This is a genomic window from Allobosea sp. BK604 (assembly GCF_004341515.1).
Taxonomy (GTDB): Bacteria; Pseudomonadota; Alphaproteobacteria; order Rhizobiales; family Beijerinckiaceae; genus Allobosea.
This window is the reverse complement of sequence record NZ_SLZF01000008.1, coordinates 136,646-152,558: the sequence shown is the minus strand read 5'-3', so window position 1 is coordinate 152,558 and position 15,913 is coordinate 136,646. Positions and strand designations below refer to the sequence as shown.

Below are 15,913 nucleotides of genomic sequence, written 5' to 3'. Positions count from 1 at the left end.
CGCGGGACGCGCGACGTCAAGGAACGGATCAGACCGCAATGAGCGGAACCACGGCGACCACAGCGATCGATCGCTCCGACAAGCCCGGGCATATCGGCGTCATCCTGCTCGTCGCCGGCCTCCTCGTCGGCGCGGCGATCGCACTCGGCTTCATCGCCAATGAATGGGCGCAGCCGCTCATCCTCGGCCTGCTCGCCCTGCTCTCCGTCATCGGCGTCTTCGGCCTCTTCGCCTTCGCGATCGGCCTTGTGCAGTTCTCCGGCCGCGCCGCCCGCAACGACCTGACCAAGACCCTCGTCGACAGCGCCGAGGACGGCGTCGTCGTCACCGAGGGCGAGAACCGCATCGTCTATGCGAACGAGACCTATCTCGCCCTCGCCGGCGCCCGCGGCGCCAGCGATATCCGCCCGGTCGAGCGTCTCTTCACCGGCCGCGCCGAAGTCTCCGAGGCGATCTACCGTCTCGCGACCGCCGCCCGCGAGGGCCGCAGGCTGGTCGAGGAGATCCGGCTCGAGCCGGCGCTGAACGAGGCCGGCGCCGTCGGCTGGTATCGCATTCGCGTCGCCCCGGTTCGCCGCGAGGGTCGCCCGGCCGTGCTCTGGACCGTCTCGGACGTCACGCCGGAGCGTGAGCGTCAGGAGAATGCCTTCCAGGAGCTGCAGCATGCGATCGACTATCTCGACCATGCGCCGGCCGGCTTCCTCTCGATCGACGCGGATGGCGAGGTCTCCTATCTCAACGCCACGCTCTCGGGCTGGCTCGACTACGACCTCGCCCGCTTCGGCTCGGGCGGGTTGCATCTCGACGATATCGCCACCGCCAATGCCGCCGCCCTGATCCAGGCCATCCGCGGCCAGGCCGGAGATGTCCGCATCGAGGTGCTCGATGTCGATCTGAAGCGCCGCAACGGCCAGCCCCTGCCGGTCCGGCTGCACCATCAGGTCGCCTTCGGCAATGATGGCCGCGCTGGTCCCTCGCGCACGCTCGTGCTCAACCGCGCCGCCGGCGAGGCCGGCTCGGACGGCAGCAGCGAGGCCGAGATCCGCTTCGCCCGCTTCTTCCATTCGACGCCGATGGCGATTGCAACCGTCGACCGCAACGGCGCGGTGCTGCGCTCGAACGCCGCCTTCGCCCGCCTGACGCCGGCTGGCGCCCAGCCCGCGACGATCCAGGCCCTGGTCGCGCCGGGCAGCACCCTCGGCGATGCCCTTGCCGCGACCATGGCCGGCAGCGGCGATGTCGCCCCGCTCGACGCCTCGCTCGCCGGCGAGGATGGCCGCTCGGCCAGGCTCTACCTCACGCCCGTCGCCGCCAGCGAGGATGCCGATGGCGAGCGCGCCATCGTCTACGCGCTGGAGACGACCGCCGAGCGCAAGCTCAAGGACAATATCGACCAGGCCCAGAAGATGCAGGCGGTCGGCCAGCTCGCCGGCGGCATCGCGCACGATTTCAATAACGTGCTGCAAGTCATCATCAACGCTTCGGAATTCCTGCTCGCCAGCCACCGGCCGACCGACCCGTCCTTCCCGGACATCATGCAGATCAAGCAGAACGCCTACCGGGCGGCCTCGCTGGTCCGGCAGCTCCTCGCCTTCTCGCGCCGTCAGACCCTGCGCCCGCAGGTGCTGGAGCTCGGCGACGTGCTCTCCGACCTCTCGCTGATGCTGAAGCGCGTGGTCGCGGACAAGGTCACGCTCGATGTCCGCCAGGGCCGCGACCTCTGGCCGGTCAAGGCCGATCTCGGCCAGCTTGAACAGGTCATCGTCAACCTCGCGGTCAACGCCCGCGATGCCATGCCAAATGGCGGCAAGCTCGCGGTGAGGACCCGCAATGTCGAAGCGGGGGAATGCGTCGGCTTCGGCCTGCAGGCGCTGCCGCCGGCCGATTACGTGCTGCTCGAGGTCGAGGATGGCGGCACCGGCATCCCGGCCGAGCATCTCGACAAGATTTTCGAGCCCTTCTTCACCACCAAGGAGGTCGGCAAGGGCACCGGCCTCGGTCTCTCCATGGTCTATGGCATCGTCAAGCAGACCGGCGGTTTCGTCTTCGTCGATTCGACCGTCGGCCAGGGCACGACCTTCCGCATCTTCCTGCCGCGCCATGTGCCGAGCGAGGAGGAGATCGCCGCCGATATCGCCGCCAAGGAAGCGCCGAAGAAGGTGGCCGCCGACCATACCGGCGCAGGCGTCATTCTCCTGGTCGAGGACGAGGACGCGGTGCGGGCGCTGAACGCCCGCATGCTGGTCTCGCGCGGCTACACCGTCCACGAGGCCTCCTCCGGCGTCGAGGCGCTCGACACCTTCCTGAAGCATGACGGCAAGATCGATCTCGTCGTCTCCGACGTGGTCATGCCGGAGATGGACGGCCCGACGCTGCTGGGCGAGTTGCGCCAGCGCAATCCGGCGACGCGCGTCGTCTTCGTCTCCGGCTATGCCGAGGAGGCCTTCCGCAAGAACCTGCCGGAAGGCGAGGAATTCCATTTCCTGCCCAAGCCGTTCACGATGAAGCAGCTCGTCGAGACGGTGAAGGCGGCGATGGGCTGAGGCGCGCCTGGAGCATTTTCGAGCGAGAATTTTCGCGATTCGAGGAAGCGCGGAAATTCTCTAGAGCATTTTCGAGCGAAGTGGATACCGGTTCGCGTGAAGAAAATGCGTTAAAACAAAAGGTTAGAGAATTTTCGCGATTCGGAGAAACGCGGAAATGCTCTAGTCGCGTCCGAGCAGGATGCGGTCGATCCGGCTCAGCCCCTGCTTCAGTCGCTCCAGGCTCGGTTCGGCACCGAGGCTCAGCCGCAGCGCCTGGATGCCGCCGGAGGTCGTCGTGGCGAGGTCCTGCGACGGCATCACGGTGAGGCCCCGCTCCTTCGCATAGGTGGCGAACTCGTCGCCGCGCCAGGGCTGCGGCAGGCCGAGCCAGACATGCAGGCCATCGTCGCGCGCCACCAGCGCATGCCGTCGCAGCGCCTGGCGGGCGAGATCGATCCGCTCCCGTCCCGCCAAGCGCCGCTTGGCGATCAGCCGCAGCGCGGTGCCGTCCTTGACCCAGCGCGAGGCCAGGCTCGCCAGCATCGGCGAGGGCATCCAGGTGCTGACCCGGATGGCGTTGCGCAGCCGCTCCGCGATCAAGGGAGGCGCCGAGATATAGCCGATGCGCAGGCCGGGCAGCACCGCCTTGGAGAAGCTCGTGACATAGCAGACGGCATCGGGCGCCAGCGCCGCCAGGGGTTTCGGCGGCGTGCCCAGCAGCGGCGCATAGACCTCGTCCTCGACGATCATGATCCCCGAGCGCATCGCGAAGGCAGCGAGCCGCTCGCGCCGCTCGGGCGAAAGATCCGTCAGCGTCGGGTTGTGCAGGGTCGGGTTCAGCACAGCGACGCGCGCGCCGGTCTCGGTCGCGATCCGCTCGAACGCGTCGATCTTCATGCCGTCACGATCCACCGGCACGCCGACGAGCTTCAGGCCCATCATCCGTGCGCAGCTGATGAGACCCGGCGAGGTCAGCTCCTCGCAAAGCACCGTCTCGCCCGCCTTGGCGAGTCCGAGCAGGCAGGCGAAGACACCGTTGATCGCACCTGAGGTCAGCAGGATGCCGCAGGCGCGGCTGGGCACGCCGAGCTGCTCCAGCCAGAGCGCTGCCGGCGAGATGTCGTCGTTCACGGCGCCGCGCGCGACATATTCATAGAGCCGCTGGCCGACATCGTAGCGCGCCATGTCCTGGCAGAGCTGGACGACATCCTCCGACGGGTCGAGCGGCATCGGAAAATTGGAGGCGAAGTCGATGCTGACCCGGTTCTCGCCCGAGGGCCAGGGAATGCGCGCGGGATCGCCGACCCGGATGAAGGTGCCGCGTCCGGTCTCGCCATTCACCAGGCCGAGCTCGAAGGCGAGCTTGTAGGCCTTGGTCACGCTCGACAGGTTGAGCGCGAGCGCCCGCGCCAGATCGCGCTGCGGCGGCAGCTTGTCGCCGGCGGCGAGACGCCCGCGCGCGACATCCTGCGCGATGGCTTCCGCGATGGCGCGATAGACCGGCCTGCCGGCCTCGAGCTGGGGGATCCACATAATGCGGGCCAATTCGTTACAAGCGTGATTGTCTGCCATACAATCAACTTGCCGGGCCAGCCAGCGTCATTGCATCGTCACCTGACGAAAAGGCAGGGCTATGCAGACGATCGGACTGCTTGGCGGCATGAGCTGGGAAAGCTCGGCCGTATATTACAAGCTCATCAACGAGGGTGTGCGCGCGCGTCTCGGCGGGCTGCATTCGGCCAAGATCGTGCTCTGGTCGGCCGAGTTCCAGGATGTCGCAACCAAGCAGGCGGCCGGCGACTGGCAGGCCCTGCTCCGGATCATGATCGAAGGCGCGAGCGCCCTGGAGCGCGCCGGCGCCGATATGCTGGTGATCTGCACCAACACCATGCACAAGCTCGCCGACGAGGTCGCCGCTGCGATCTCGATCCCGATCATCCATATCGCCGACATCGCCGCCGCCGCGATCAAGCGCACGCTCAGCCGCCGACCGCTGCTGCTCGCGACCCGCTTCACCATGGAGGAGCCGTTCTATCGCGGCCGCATGCTCGAGAAGCACGGGCTCGATCTGATCCGGCCCGAGCCGGCCGAAGAACGCGACGTCCACGACATCATCTATCGCGAGCTCTGCCAGGGAATCGTCGAGCCCGCCTCGAAGGAACGCTGCTTGACGATCATCGAGGCCGCCCGCAAGCGCGGCGCCGACGGCGTCATTCTCGGCTGCACCGAGCTCGACCTCCTGCTTTCCCATGCCAATAGCGACCTGCCGGTCTTCGATACCACCGCCCTCCATGCCGAGGCCGCCGTCGAGCGCTCGCTCGCCGGCTACCCGGCTGCCACCCTCGTGAGAACCGCCTGATGCACGGCACCGCTCCTATCGCCCTCGGCCAGGCCATTCGTCACGAATGGGGGCTCGACTGGTCCAAGCTCACCGTCAACCACGGCGCCTTCGGCGCGACGCCGAAGGTCGTGCTCGCGGCTCAGACCGCCTGGCGCGACAAGATGGAGGAGCAACCGAGCTTCTTCATGCGCGGCATCCTGCCCAAGGCGCTGCGGGCGAGCGCGACAGCGCTTGCCGCCTTCCTCAACGCCGATGGCGAGGATGTCAGCTTCGTCGACAACGCCACGACCGGCTGCAACGCCGTGCTGCGCTCGCTCGACCTGAAGCCCGGTGACGAGATCCTGCTGCACGGCCAGGCCTATGGAGCCGTCGCCAACACCGCCCGCTATGTCGCCGAGCGCAGCGGCGCCCGGGTCGTCATCGCCGAGCTGCCCTTCCCCGAGGCCAACCTCATGGGCTTCGCCGGCCGCTTCGTCGCCGGGCTGACGGCGCGGACCCGCATCGCCATCATCGATCACGTCACCTCGCCGAGCGCGCTCGTCCTGCCCGTCGCCGAGATCGCCCGCGCCTGCCGCGGTGCCGGCGTTCCGCTGTTGGTCGACGGAGCCCATGGCCCCGGACAGGTCGAGATCGATCTCAAGGCCATCGATGCCGACTACTATGTCGGCAACTGCCATAAGTGGCTCGCGGCCCCGAAAGGCTGCGCCTTCCTCTGGGCCCGGCGCGACCGCCAGGACGGCCTGCACCCGACCACGATCTCGCACGGCTTCCAGGGCGGCTACCTCACCGAGTTCGACTGGACCGGCACGCGTGACGCCACGCCCCAGCTCGCGATCGAGGCGGCGCTCGCCTTCCATGAGCGTCTCGGCGGCAAGGCGTTGCGCCAGCGCAATATCGACCTCGCCCGCCAGGCCGGCGAGCTCCTCGCCGAGCGTCTCGGCAGCATCTATGGCAATGCCGGGCACGAAACGGCCATGGCCATGGTCAGGATGCCGATCGAGAGCGGTCCCTTCACCAAGGACCGTGCCACCGCCTTGCGCGGCCGCCTCCTCGATGAATTCGGCACCGACGCGCCGCTCCACGCCCATCCGAACGGCATCTGGCTGCGCGTCTCCGCCCATGCCTACAACGAGATCGGCGACTACGAGCAGCTCGCCGAGATCTGCCGCAAGCTCGCCAAGACCATTTGAACCAACAAGACCATCCGAACCAACAAGGGGGAACAGCTATGTTCAACAGGAAGACTGCCATCGGCAGCGCCATCATTGGCGCCGTTTTCGCCGTTACCGCCGGGAGCGCTTCGGCGCAGGCGCTCTACGGCACGCTGAAGAAGATCAAGGACAGCGGCACGATCATCATTGGCCACAACGAGGATTCGCCGCCCTTCGCCTCCTTCGGCGCCGATGGCAAGCCGCAGGGCTATTCCATCGACATCTGCAACAAGATCGCCGAGGCGGTGAAGGCAGAGCTGAAGATGGACAACCTCACCGTCAAGTACCAGGCGGTGAACGGCCAGACCCGCACGCCGCTTCTCGTCAACGGCACGGTCGATCTCGTCTGCGCCACCACGACCAACACCTTCTCGCGCCAGCAGCAGGTCGACTTCCTCAACACCATGTTCGTCACCGGCAACCGCCTGCTGGTGAAGAAGAGCAGCGGCATCAAGGAGATCGAGGACCTCAAGGGCAAGGTCGTCTCGGCCAACCAGGGCACCACCAACGAGAAGGTGCTGAACGAGCTCAACCAGCGCCTCAATCTCGGCATCAAGGTGCTCTCGACCAAGGATCAGCCGCAGGGCTGGATCGCGCTCGAGACCGACCGCACCGACGCGCATATGACTGATGAGGTCGTCGAATACGGTCTGATCGCCAAATCTAAGAACCCGGACCAGTACGCCGTCGTCGGCCGCCTGCTTTCCTTCGATCCCTATGCGATCGTCATCCGCCGCGACGATTCCGCCTTCCGCTCGCTCGGCAACAAGGTGCTCGCCAATCTCTATCGCAACGGCGACTGGGAGAAGATCTACACCAAGTGGATGTCGACCATCGGCCAGCCGCTCAGCCCCGACCTGAAGCTGCTGATGTCGATGCAGAACTATCCGGATTGATCTACGCGACGCCGTCATCCCGGGCGGCTGCAAGCCGTCCGGGGATCCATCGTGAGCCTCAGTGCCCGACGATGGATTCCGGCTCTCCGCTTCGCTCCGGCCGGGATGACGCCGTTTCAATCCCGTCGGGTCGCACAACGCTCTAACGCATCGAAACGACGCGCATGCGCTATAACTGGAACTGGTCGGTGCTCTTCGCCGATCCCTATCTCGGCTGGATCCTGACCGGGTTGGGCTGGACCGTCCTGGTCTCGCTCTGCGCCTGGATCATCGGGCTCGCGCTCGGCTCGGTCATCGGCACGATGCGCACCTTGCCCTCGCCGGTCGCCCGCGCCATCGGCAGCGCCTATGTCGAGGTTTTCCGCAACATCCCGCTGCTGGTGCAGATCTTCCTGTTCTATTTCGTGCTGCCGGAATTGCTGCCGCGCGAATGGGGCCGTTGGTTGAAGCGCGACCTGCCTCATCCCGAATTCACCGTGGCGGTTGTCAGCCTCGGCCTCTACACCGCCTGCCGCGTCGCCGAGCAGGTCCGCGCCGGAATCGCGACCGCGGGCCGCGGCCAGGCCAGCGCCGGCCTCGCCACCGGCCTCACCCTGACCCAGGTCTACCGCCTGATCCTGCTGCCGCTCGCCTTCCGGCTGACCATTCCCGCGCTCACCAACGAGTTCCTCAACGTCTTCAAGAACTCCTCGCTGGCGCTCACCATCGGCGTGCTCGAGCTCACCGCGCGGACGCGTGCCGTGGCTGATTATACTTACCAGTCGATCGAAGCCTTCGTTGTCGCCAGCGTGATCTACGCCTCGATCAGCTTCCTCATCGCCTTCATCATGCGACGCGTCGAGGAGCGGGCCCGCCTGCCTGGCACGCTCGGGACGGGAGCGCGCTGATGAGCTCCTTCGACTTCAACGTCATCGTCAATGCCCTGCCCCTGCTCTGGGAGGGCATGCAGATCACGCTGCTCCTGACCGCGTTCGGCATTCTCGGCGGCCTCGCCCTCGGCATCGTGCTCGCGGTGATGCGCCTGTCGCGCTCGCGCCTGCTCGGCTTCATCGCCGGCGCCTATGTCGACCTGCTGCGCTCGCTACCGCTCGTGCTGCTGATCTTCTGGTTCTACTTCCTGGTGCCGATCGCGGTCGGCCACCCGGTCGGCGGCTTCTACTCGGCGGTGATCGGCTTCATCCTGTTCGAGGCCGCCTATTTCTGCGAGATCATCCGCTCCGGCATCGAGGGCGTGCGCCGCGGCCAGGTCATGGCAGGCCTCGCCAGCGGCCTGACGCAGGCGCAATGCATGCGCCTCGTCGTGCTGCCCCAGGCCTTCCGCGCCATGCTGCCGGTGCTGCTGATGCAGTCGATCAACGTCTTCAAGAGCACCTCGCTGGTCTATGTCATCGGCCTGCGCGACTTCCTCACCGCGGCCGACCTGATCGGCGGCCGCGATAACCGGCTGACGGAGATGTACATCCTCGTCGCCGTCGTCTTTTTCGTGATTTGCTGGACCGCTTCGCATGCGGTCGGCCGACTGGAACGAAGGATCTCCGCGTGATCACCCTGGAACATGTCAGCAAGTGGTACGGGGCGACCCAGGTTCTCGATGACTGCAGCACTCGGATCGAGAAGGGCGAGGTCGTCGTCGTCTGCGGTCCGTCGGGCTCGGGCAAGAGCACGCTGATCAAATGCGTCAACGGGCTTGAGCCCTTCCAGAAGGGCGTCATCACCGTCGACGGCACCTCGGTCGGCGATCCCAAGACCAACCTGCCGAAGCTGCGCTCGCGCATCGGCATGGTCTTCCAGTCCTTCGAGCTCTACCCGCATATGAATGTGACGGAGAATATCTGCCTCGCCCAGCGCCATGTCCTGAAGCGCAGCGAGGACGCCGCCCGCGCCCGTGCGCTCGAGCTGCTCGAGCGCGTCGGCCTCAAGAGCCATGCCGACCGCTTCCCCGCCACGCTCTCGGGCGGCCAGCAACAGCGCGTCGCCATCGCCCGCGCCCTCGCCCTCGATCCGATCGCGATGCTCTTCGACGAGCCGACCTCGGCGCTCGACCCGGAGATGATCAACGAGGTGCTCGACGTCATGACCGAGCTTGCCAAGGAAGGCATGACCATGGTCGTGGTCACGCATGAGATGGGCTTCGCCCGCCGCGTCGCCGACCGGGTGCTCTTCATGGATGCCGGCGCCATCGTCGAGGACGCCAAGACCGCCGCCTTCTTCGAGAAGCCCAAGAGTGAGCGGGCCGTGCGCTTCCTGTCGAAGATCCTGCATCACTGAGACTGCGCCACGCCGCTGGCGTGGCGCATTGTGAGAGCCAGGCGATCAGGCCTTGCCGACGTCGATGATCGCCTTCGCGAAGGCTTCCGGCGCTTCCTGAGGCAGATTGTGGCCGATGCCGCCGGTCACCTCACGGTGCTCATACTTGCCGGTATACTTCTTGGCATAGGCGCCGGGATCGGCATGCGGCGCGCCGTTCGCGTCGCCTTCCAGGGTGATCGTCGGCACCGCAATGGCCGGGAAGCTTGCGATCTTCCTTTCCAGCTCGTCATATTTCGGCTCGCCGGACTCGAGCCCCAGCCGCCAGCGATAGTTGTGCAGCGAGATGCGGACGAAGTCGGGATTGTCGAAAGCCTTTGCCGAGCGTTCGAAGGTCGCATCGTCGAAGGCCCATTTCGGCGAGGCGAGCTGCCAGATCAGCCTGTTGAAATCCCTGGTGTACTTGGCATAGCCCGCCTGCCCGCGATCGGTGGCGAAATAGAACTGGTACCACCATTGCAGCTCCGCGCTCGGCGGCAGCGGGGCCTTGGACGCTTCCTGGCTGGTGACCAGATAGCCGCTCACCGAGACCAGTGCCTTGCAGCGCTCGGGCCAGAGGAAGGCCATCAGGTTCGCGGTCCGGCCGCCCCAGTCGCAGCCGCCTACAACCACCTTCTCGATCTTGAGCGCATCGAGGAAGTTGATCGCGTCGACGGCCAGCGCGGCCGGCTGGGCGTTTCGCGGCGTCTCTGCGGAGAGGAAGCGTGTCTCGCCATAACCGCGCAGGGAGGGAACGAGCACGCGATAGCCGGCCGCGGCGAGGATGGGAGCGACATCGACATAGGTGTGGATGTCATAGGGCCAGCCGTGAAGGAGCAGCACCGGCGGACCGTCTGCCGGGCCGACCTCCGCGTAGGAGATGCGGAGCGGGCCCGCATCGATCTGCTTCAGGGGGCCGAAGGAGCCTTTGGGTATGCCGGGAGCGCGACCGCCCGTCTGGGCCTTGGCGGGAGTGGCGCCCAACTGGGCCGCAACAAAACCCAGCGCCGAAGCGCCCAGCAGCATCCGCCGCGACTGGTTGATTTGCTCTGACATCGATCTCGTCCTGACCACGTTGATTGCAGGTGGAGAAGACGATCCAATTGTATCCCGACTATGTTGGCTCCGACTGGAATTGAAAGCCATTGTACGGCCCGGCCGGCCCGACACAATGAGACACACTGGCCGTGCCGGCGCGTCTCGTCAGGGCAGCCTGAAATTCTGCAGATAGGGCCTGGCGCCGGCAGCGCGCGCTTCCCATTCGTCGATCGCGCTGGCGTGCTTCATCGTCAGGCCGATCTCGTCCAGCCCTTCCAGCAGCGCCACCCGCTCGAACGGCGCGATCGCGAAGCGCCATCTCTGCTCCGGCTGCGGGCCGAGGATATGCTGCGCTTCGAGATCGACAGTGAAGGCGGCTGAGCCATCGACCGCGTTCACCGCCGCGATGAAGGAATCCATCGCCTCGCCTTCCAGCGAGATCGCGAGGACACCGTTCTTCAGGCAGTTCTCGCGAAAATACTCGGCATGGCTGCGGCCGATGATGCAGCGTATGCCAAAGGCCGCCATCGCCCAGGCCGCATGCTCACGCGAGCTGCCGCAGCCAAAGTTCTCGCCGGTGACGAGGATCGCCGAGGAACGGAATTGCGGCTTCTCCAGCACGAAATCCGGATTCGACGTGCCGTCCGGCTTGCGGCGCATATAGGCGAACAGGCCGTCGGCAAGATTGCCGTTGAGCTGGCGCAGATAGAGCGACGGGATGATCTGGTCGGTGTTGATGTCGTCCTGCAGCAGGGGCGCGGCGATACCGGTGACGGTCTTGAACGGTTCCATCGTCTCAGCCCAGCTTGTCCAGTTCGCGCACGTCGGTGATCTTGCCGGTGACCGCCGCTGCGACCGCCATGGCCGGGCTGACGAGATGGGTGCGCACGCCCCGCCCCTGCCGGTTCTCGAAATTGCGGTTGGTCGTCGAGACGCAGCGCTCGCCCTCGATGCCGACATCGCCATTGGCGCCGGCGCACATCGAGCAGCCGGAGCCGCGCCATTCGAAGCCGGCCTGGGTGAAGATGCGGTCGAGCCCCTCCTGCTCGGCGAGGCGCTTCACGGTCGATGATCCGGGCACAACGATCGCGGTCACGCCGGGCGCGACCTTGCGGCCCTGCGCCAGCTCGGCGGCAAGGCGCAGGTCCGACATGCGGCTGTTCGCGCAGGAACCGATGAAGACGCGCTGCACCGGCACGCCGATCAGCGGTTCGCCGGCGGGCAGGTCCATATAGGCGAGCGCGCGCTGGGTCTTGTCTCGCTGCGCCTGGTCGCCGTCATCTGGACCGGGAATTCGTTCGGAGATGCCGACGACCTGGGCCGGATCGGTGCCCCAGGTGATCTGCGGCTCAATGGCGTCACAATCGATCCGGACTTCCCGGTCGAACGTGGCAGCGGGATCGGTGGCGAGCGTTCGCCACCAGGCCACCGCCGCATCCCAGAGCTCGCCGGTCGGTGCCGCCGGGCGCCCGGCACACCAGGCGATCGTCTTTTCGTCCGGCGCGATCAGGCAGGTGCGGGCTCCCCATTCGATCGTCAGGTTGCACAGGGTCAGCCGTCCCTCGATCTCCATCTCCTTGATCGCGGAACCGGCATATTCGACGGCATAGCCGCGGCCGGCATCGACCCCGACGGTGCGGATCAGGTAGAGCGCGACATCCTTGGCGCTGACGCCGGGCCCCAACCTGCCGTCGAAGATGATGCGCATCTGCCGCGGCTTGCTCATCGCCATGACCTGCGTCGCGAAGATGTGCTCGAGCTCGGTCGTGCCGCAGCCGAAGGCGAGCGTTCCGAGCGCGCCGACCGTGGAGGCGTGGCTGTCCGGGCAGGCCAGTGTCAGACCCGGCAAGGCGATGCCCATCTCCGGCGACACGACATGGACGATGCCCTGCTCGGGATCACCGACATCGAACAGCCGGAAGCCATGCTCCCGCGCACCACGCCGCATCGCCTCGATATGGTCGGAGGTCTTCCGGCCAGGCAGGGTCGAGACCGTATGATCCTGCACCGCGACCGTGAGATCGGGCCGGCGCACATTGCGGCCCTTCTCCTCGATATGCTTCAGGGCATGCGGGCCGTGCAGTTCGTGCACGACATGCCGGTCGATATAGATCAGGTCACGACCATCCGCGCGCCTGGCGACGACATGGGCGTCCCAGATCTTGTCGAGCAATGTGCTGGCCATTTGGTCCTCCCTTGCAGGCGCGCGGCTCTTGCGGCCGCGTCAGCCGAGATATTTGTTTTCGAGGGCGAGCCACTGATCGAGGCCGAGCGAGGCGTTGTATTCATCGAAGCTCGCCATCATCCCCCGCACCTCGTGCGTTCCGCCGTCGCGATGCAGCGCCCCGAGCGCGGTCTGCAGCGCCCTGACCGCAGCATAGCGCGCGATCGACGCGTGCAGCGCGAAGGCGCAGCCGACCTCCTCGAGGATCTCGTTGGTCAGCTCGGTGGTCGGCGGCGTCTCATGGATGACGCAGACCAGCGGCGCCCGCACCACGCTCGCGACATAGCGCAGCTCCTCGGGCTTGTTGGCGCCGACGATCAGCGCCGCGTCCGCCCCGGCCTCGACATAGGCGCGGGCGCGGGAGGCCGCCTCCTCCAGGCCATGCTGGGACATGGCGTCGGTCCGGGCGATGATCAGGAAGTCACGGCTGGAACGCGCATCGACGGCGGCCCGGATCTTGGCGAGGTTCTCCTCCTTGGAGATCACCGGAATGCCCTGCGGCAGCAGCCCGCAGCGCTTCGGCGTGACCTGGTCCTCCAGGTGGATCGCCGCTATGCCTGCCGCCTCGAATTCCCTGACGGTCCGCACGACGTTCATGACGCCGCCATAGCCGGTATCGGCGTCGCAGATCAGGGGAATGTCGAGGCTGCGGGCGATGCGCCCGGCATGCTCGACATTCTCCCACATCCCGAGCGCCCCGATATCGGGCATGCCGAGGAGGCTGCCGGAGACGGCATTGCCGGTGAAGCCGACGACCGGAAAGCCGACCTGCTGCGCGATCCGCGCGGAAAAACCGTCATAGGCACAGGGTACCCGGGTGACCTTGCCGCTCTCGAGCAAGGTCCGCAGCAGCGCGCTGTCGAAGCGATGTCTCACGTCATTTCCTTTTGTTGACACCGACTTCGGTGGAAAGCTGCTTGACGAGCTGGTCCTGCGCCTCGGTATAGGCCTTGAACGCCGCCGGATTGAGATTGCCCTGAATCTGGCCGGTATCCTTCAGCCACTTGCGCCAGGAGTCCTTTTCGCTCGCCTTCTGGAAGGCGTTATTGAGGAACTGGACGGTCTCGTCGGGCACACCCGCGAGCGTGTGGATGCCGCGCCAATGCTCGAAGACGAAGTCGATGCCCTGCTCGCGCAGCGTCGGCACGTCCTTCAGCTCCTCGACCTGCGTGAGGCGCTCCGGCGAGGTCACGCCGAGCACCCGGATCGCGCCGGCGCGGACGAGGTCGGTCGCTTCGGAATTCTGCAGGATGGTGGCCTGGATGTTGTTGCCGAGCAGCGAGGTCGAGGCCTCGCCGCCGCCGCCATAGGCGATGAAACTCAGCTTGAAGCCGTTCTCCTTGGCGAGCTTGGTGAAGAACATATGCTCCGGGCTGCCGATCGGGAGCCCGCCGAAGGTGACCTTGTCGGCCTTGGCAGCCGCGATCAGGTCCTTCATGTCCTTCCAGGGCGCGTCGGCCTTGACCACGACGAGGTTGGGCTCGACCTGGAGCCGGATCACCGGCTTGAGCTCGCTATTGACGTTCATCGTCAGCGAGCCGGTGTAGTACCAGAGCACGCTCGTCGCGGTGGTGACGACCAGCGTGTAGCCGTCGGGCTTGGCGGTCTTGAGGTGGTTCTCGAGGTTGCGCCCGCCCGCGCCCGGCTTGTTGGTCACCACCATCGGCTGGCCGATATATTCCCGCGCCGCCTCGCCCAGTTGCCGGGCGAGCACGTCGCCGCCGCCGCCGACCGAGGATTGGGTGACGAATTCAATCGGCTTCGACGGAAAGGTCTCGGCGAAGGCTGGCATTGCCATCGCGGTGAGAGCGGCGAGAGCCGCAGCTTGCAATCTCTTCCCTAGCACTGTCGCAATCCTTCTTTTCTTCGCTGCATCGGCCTCTCACGCCTTGGAGCGTGCCTCCCGGGCCGAATTCTTTCGCCATTCGGACACGAGCGGAAACGCGATCGAGGCGAGCGCGAGCAGGAGCAGCGCCGCCGAGACCGGCCGTGTCAGAAAGATCTCCAGGCTGCCGCGCGACATCACCAGCGCACGGCGGAAATTTTCCTCGATCAGCGCACCCAGCACGAGGCCGAGCACGGCCGCGACCGGGTTGAAGCCGTAGCGCTGCATCAGGAACCCGACCATGCCGGCGATCAGCACGACATAGACCTGGAACACCCCGAGGTTCAGGCCGAGCATCCCGACGACCACGACGACGAGGATGATCGTGATCAGGTAATGCTTCGGCACGTTCAGGATGTAGATCCACGGCTTGATGAACATCCGGCCGAGCACGTACATGGCGATGGTCGCGGTGATCAGGCCGCCGAACAGCGCATAGACGAATTCGGGCTTGCCGGTCAGGAGTTGCGGGCCCGGCCGCAGCCCGTGCATGACCAGCGCGCCCAGCATGATTGCGGCCGAACTCGAACCGGGGATGCCGAAGGCGAGCAGCGGCACCAGCGAGGTCGGCACCGCCGAGTTATTCGCCGCTTCCGGGGCCGCGATCGCATCCGGCACGCCTTGGCCATAGCGGTCGCCATCCTTCGAGAAGCGCCGCGACTCGGTATAGGCGAGGAAGGACGCGACTGTGGCGCCCGCGCCCGGCATCACCCCGACGATGATACCGATGACGGTGCCGATCAGTGTCGCCGGCAAGGTGCGCATGTACTCGATCACGCTCGGCAGGGTCGTGCGCACCTTCGTGCTGATCTTTTCCTGCTTTTCGTTCGACTGATTGATCTCGGCGAACATCTCGGAGACGGCCAGAAGCCCGATCACGCCGGTGACCGTCGAGATGCCGTCGAGCAGTCCCGGAATGCCATAGGTGAAGCGGTCCTCGCCCGAGAGATTGTCCGGCCCGACCGTCGCCAGGACGAGGCCGAACGCGGCCGAGGCGATGCCCTTGACCAGGCTCTTCCTCGCCAGTCCGACGACGGCCGAAATGCCGAAGATCGCCAGCGCGAAATATTCCGGCGGGCCGAAGGAGAGCGCGAGCCGGGCGAGCGGCGCCAGCAGCGCGATCATCGCGACGGCGCCGATCAGGCTCGCGATCGTGCCCGGCACCAGCGAATAGCCGAGCGCCTTGCCGGTCTCGCCGCGCGCATGCATGGCATAGCCGTCCAGCGCCGCCGGTGCATTCGAGGGTTCGCCCGGCGAGCGGATCAGGATGGCTGGGATCGAGCCGCCATATTCGGCACCGACATAGACGCCGGCGAGAAGCATGAGCGCAATATCGGCGCCATAGCCCCAGGTGAAGGGCAGGATCAGCGCCATGCCGATCGATGCGGTGATGCCCGGCAGCGCGCCGGCGATGATGCCCCAGGTGACGCCGATCGAAACGGCCAGCAGGGCCTCGATCGAGAGCGCGCGGCCGAGGCCGTGGAAGAGTGCGTCCGAGAATTCCATG

The 15,913-nt window shown here is 66.3% G+C and carries 14 protein-coding genes; 7 read left to right on the top strand and 7 right to left on the bottom strand.

Features of this window, described 5'->3' with window-relative positions:
• The first annotated feature begins 38 nt into the window (after nt 1-38).
• The gene (gene cckA / locus EV560_RS23930) at nt 39-2,543 is read left to right on the top strand and encodes a cell cycle histidine kinase CckA (protein ID WP_131858341.1); all 2,505 of its coding nucleotides are present in this window, start codon (nt 39-41) and stop codon (nt 2,541-2,543) included.
• Nucleotides 2,544-2,705: 162 nt separating this feature from the next.
• On the opposite strand, the gene EV560_RS23925 is transcribed toward cckA, so the two are convergent.
• Nucleotides 2,706-4,058, bottom strand: a complete 1,353-nt coding sequence (locus EV560_RS23925) for an aminotransferase-like domain-containing protein (protein WP_165923596.1) — start codon at nt 4,056-4,058, stop codon at nt 2,706-2,708.
• A 100-nt stretch (nt 4,059-4,158) separates the two neighbouring features.
• On the opposite strand from EV560_RS23925, the gene EV560_RS23920 reads away from it, so the two are divergent.
• From EV560_RS23920 to EV560_RS23895, 6 genes are all read left to right on the top strand, one after another.
• Nucleotides 4,159-4,884: an aspartate/glutamate racemase family protein gene (locus EV560_RS23920; RefSeq protein WP_131858339.1), complete on the top strand. Its 726-nt coding sequence runs from the start codon at nt 4,159-4,161 to the stop codon at nt 4,882-4,884.
• Nucleotides 4,884-6,056 carry an aminotransferase class V-fold PLP-dependent enzyme gene (locus tag EV560_RS23915; protein ID WP_131858338.1) on the top strand — a complete coding sequence of 391 codons (1,173 nt, stop codon included), beginning with the start codon at nt 4,884-4,886 and terminating at the stop codon, nt 6,054-6,056. The genes EV560_RS23920 and EV560_RS23915 overlap by 1 nt, the downstream gene beginning before the upstream one ends.
• Before the next feature lie 38 nt (nt 6,057-6,094).
• The gene (locus EV560_RS23910) at nt 6,095-6,973 is read left to right on the top strand and encodes an amino acid ABC transporter substrate-binding protein (RefSeq protein ID WP_131858337.1); all 879 of its coding nucleotides are present in this window, start codon (nt 6,095-6,097) and stop codon (nt 6,971-6,973) included.
• Nucleotides 6,974-7,137: 164 nt separating this feature from the next.
• Nucleotides 7,138-7,860 (top strand): amino acid ABC transporter permease, encoded by a 723-nt coding sequence (locus tag EV560_RS23905; RefSeq protein ID WP_131858336.1) that lies wholly within the window; start codon nt 7,138-7,140, stop codon nt 7,858-7,860.
• Entirely contained in the window at nt 7,857-8,516 is a 660-nt protein-coding gene (locus tag EV560_RS23900; protein ID WP_207908109.1) for an amino acid ABC transporter permease, read from the top strand. Before EV560_RS23905 ends, EV560_RS23900 begins: the two co-directional genes overlap by 4 nt.
• Nucleotides 8,513-9,241, top strand: coding sequence for an amino acid ABC transporter ATP-binding protein (locus EV560_RS23895; RefSeq protein WP_131858334.1), 729 nt, complete (start codon nt 8,513-8,515; stop codon nt 9,239-9,241). The genes EV560_RS23900 and EV560_RS23895 overlap by 4 nt, the downstream gene beginning before the upstream one ends.
• Before the next feature lie 45 nt (nt 9,242-9,286).
• Here EV560_RS23895 and EV560_RS23890 read toward each other — a convergent pair whose 3' ends face one another.
• The 6 genes from EV560_RS23890 to EV560_RS23865 form a co-directional block, all read right to left on the bottom strand.
• Nucleotides 9,287-10,315, bottom strand: a complete 1,029-nt coding sequence (locus tag EV560_RS23890; RefSeq protein ID WP_131858333.1) for an alpha/beta fold hydrolase — start codon at nt 10,313-10,315, stop codon at nt 9,287-9,289.
• 147 nt (nt 10,316-10,462) lie between these two features.
• Nucleotides 10,463-11,089 carry a 3-isopropylmalate dehydratase small subunit gene (gene leuD, locus EV560_RS23885; protein WP_131858332.1) on the bottom strand — a complete coding sequence of 209 codons (627 nt, stop codon included), beginning with the start codon at nt 11,087-11,089 and terminating at the stop codon, nt 10,463-10,465.
• Nucleotides 11,090-11,093: 4 nt separating this feature from the next.
• Nucleotides 11,094-12,482, bottom strand: coding sequence for a 3-isopropylmalate dehydratase large subunit (gene leuC, locus EV560_RS23880; RefSeq protein ID WP_131858331.1), 1,389 nt, complete (start codon nt 12,480-12,482; stop codon nt 11,094-11,096).
• A gap of 39 nt (nt 12,483-12,521) precedes the next feature.
• Complete coding sequence (locus tag EV560_RS23875; protein WP_165923595.1) at nt 12,522-13,397, bottom strand: isocitrate lyase/PEP mutase family protein; 876 nt, start codon at nt 13,395-13,397, stop codon at nt 12,522-12,524.
• 1 nt (nt 13,398) lies between these two features.
• Nucleotides 13,399-14,313: a Bug family tripartite tricarboxylate transporter substrate binding protein gene (locus EV560_RS23870; RefSeq protein WP_165923594.1), complete on the bottom strand. Its 915-nt coding sequence runs from the start codon at nt 14,311-14,313 to the stop codon at nt 13,399-13,401.
• A gap of 90 nt (nt 14,314-14,403) precedes the next feature.
• Nucleotides 14,404-15,912, bottom strand: a complete 1,509-nt coding sequence (locus EV560_RS23865; RefSeq protein WP_131858328.1) for a tripartite tricarboxylate transporter permease — start codon at nt 15,910-15,912, stop codon at nt 14,404-14,406.
• Between the last annotated feature and the right edge of the window lies 1 nt (nt 15,913).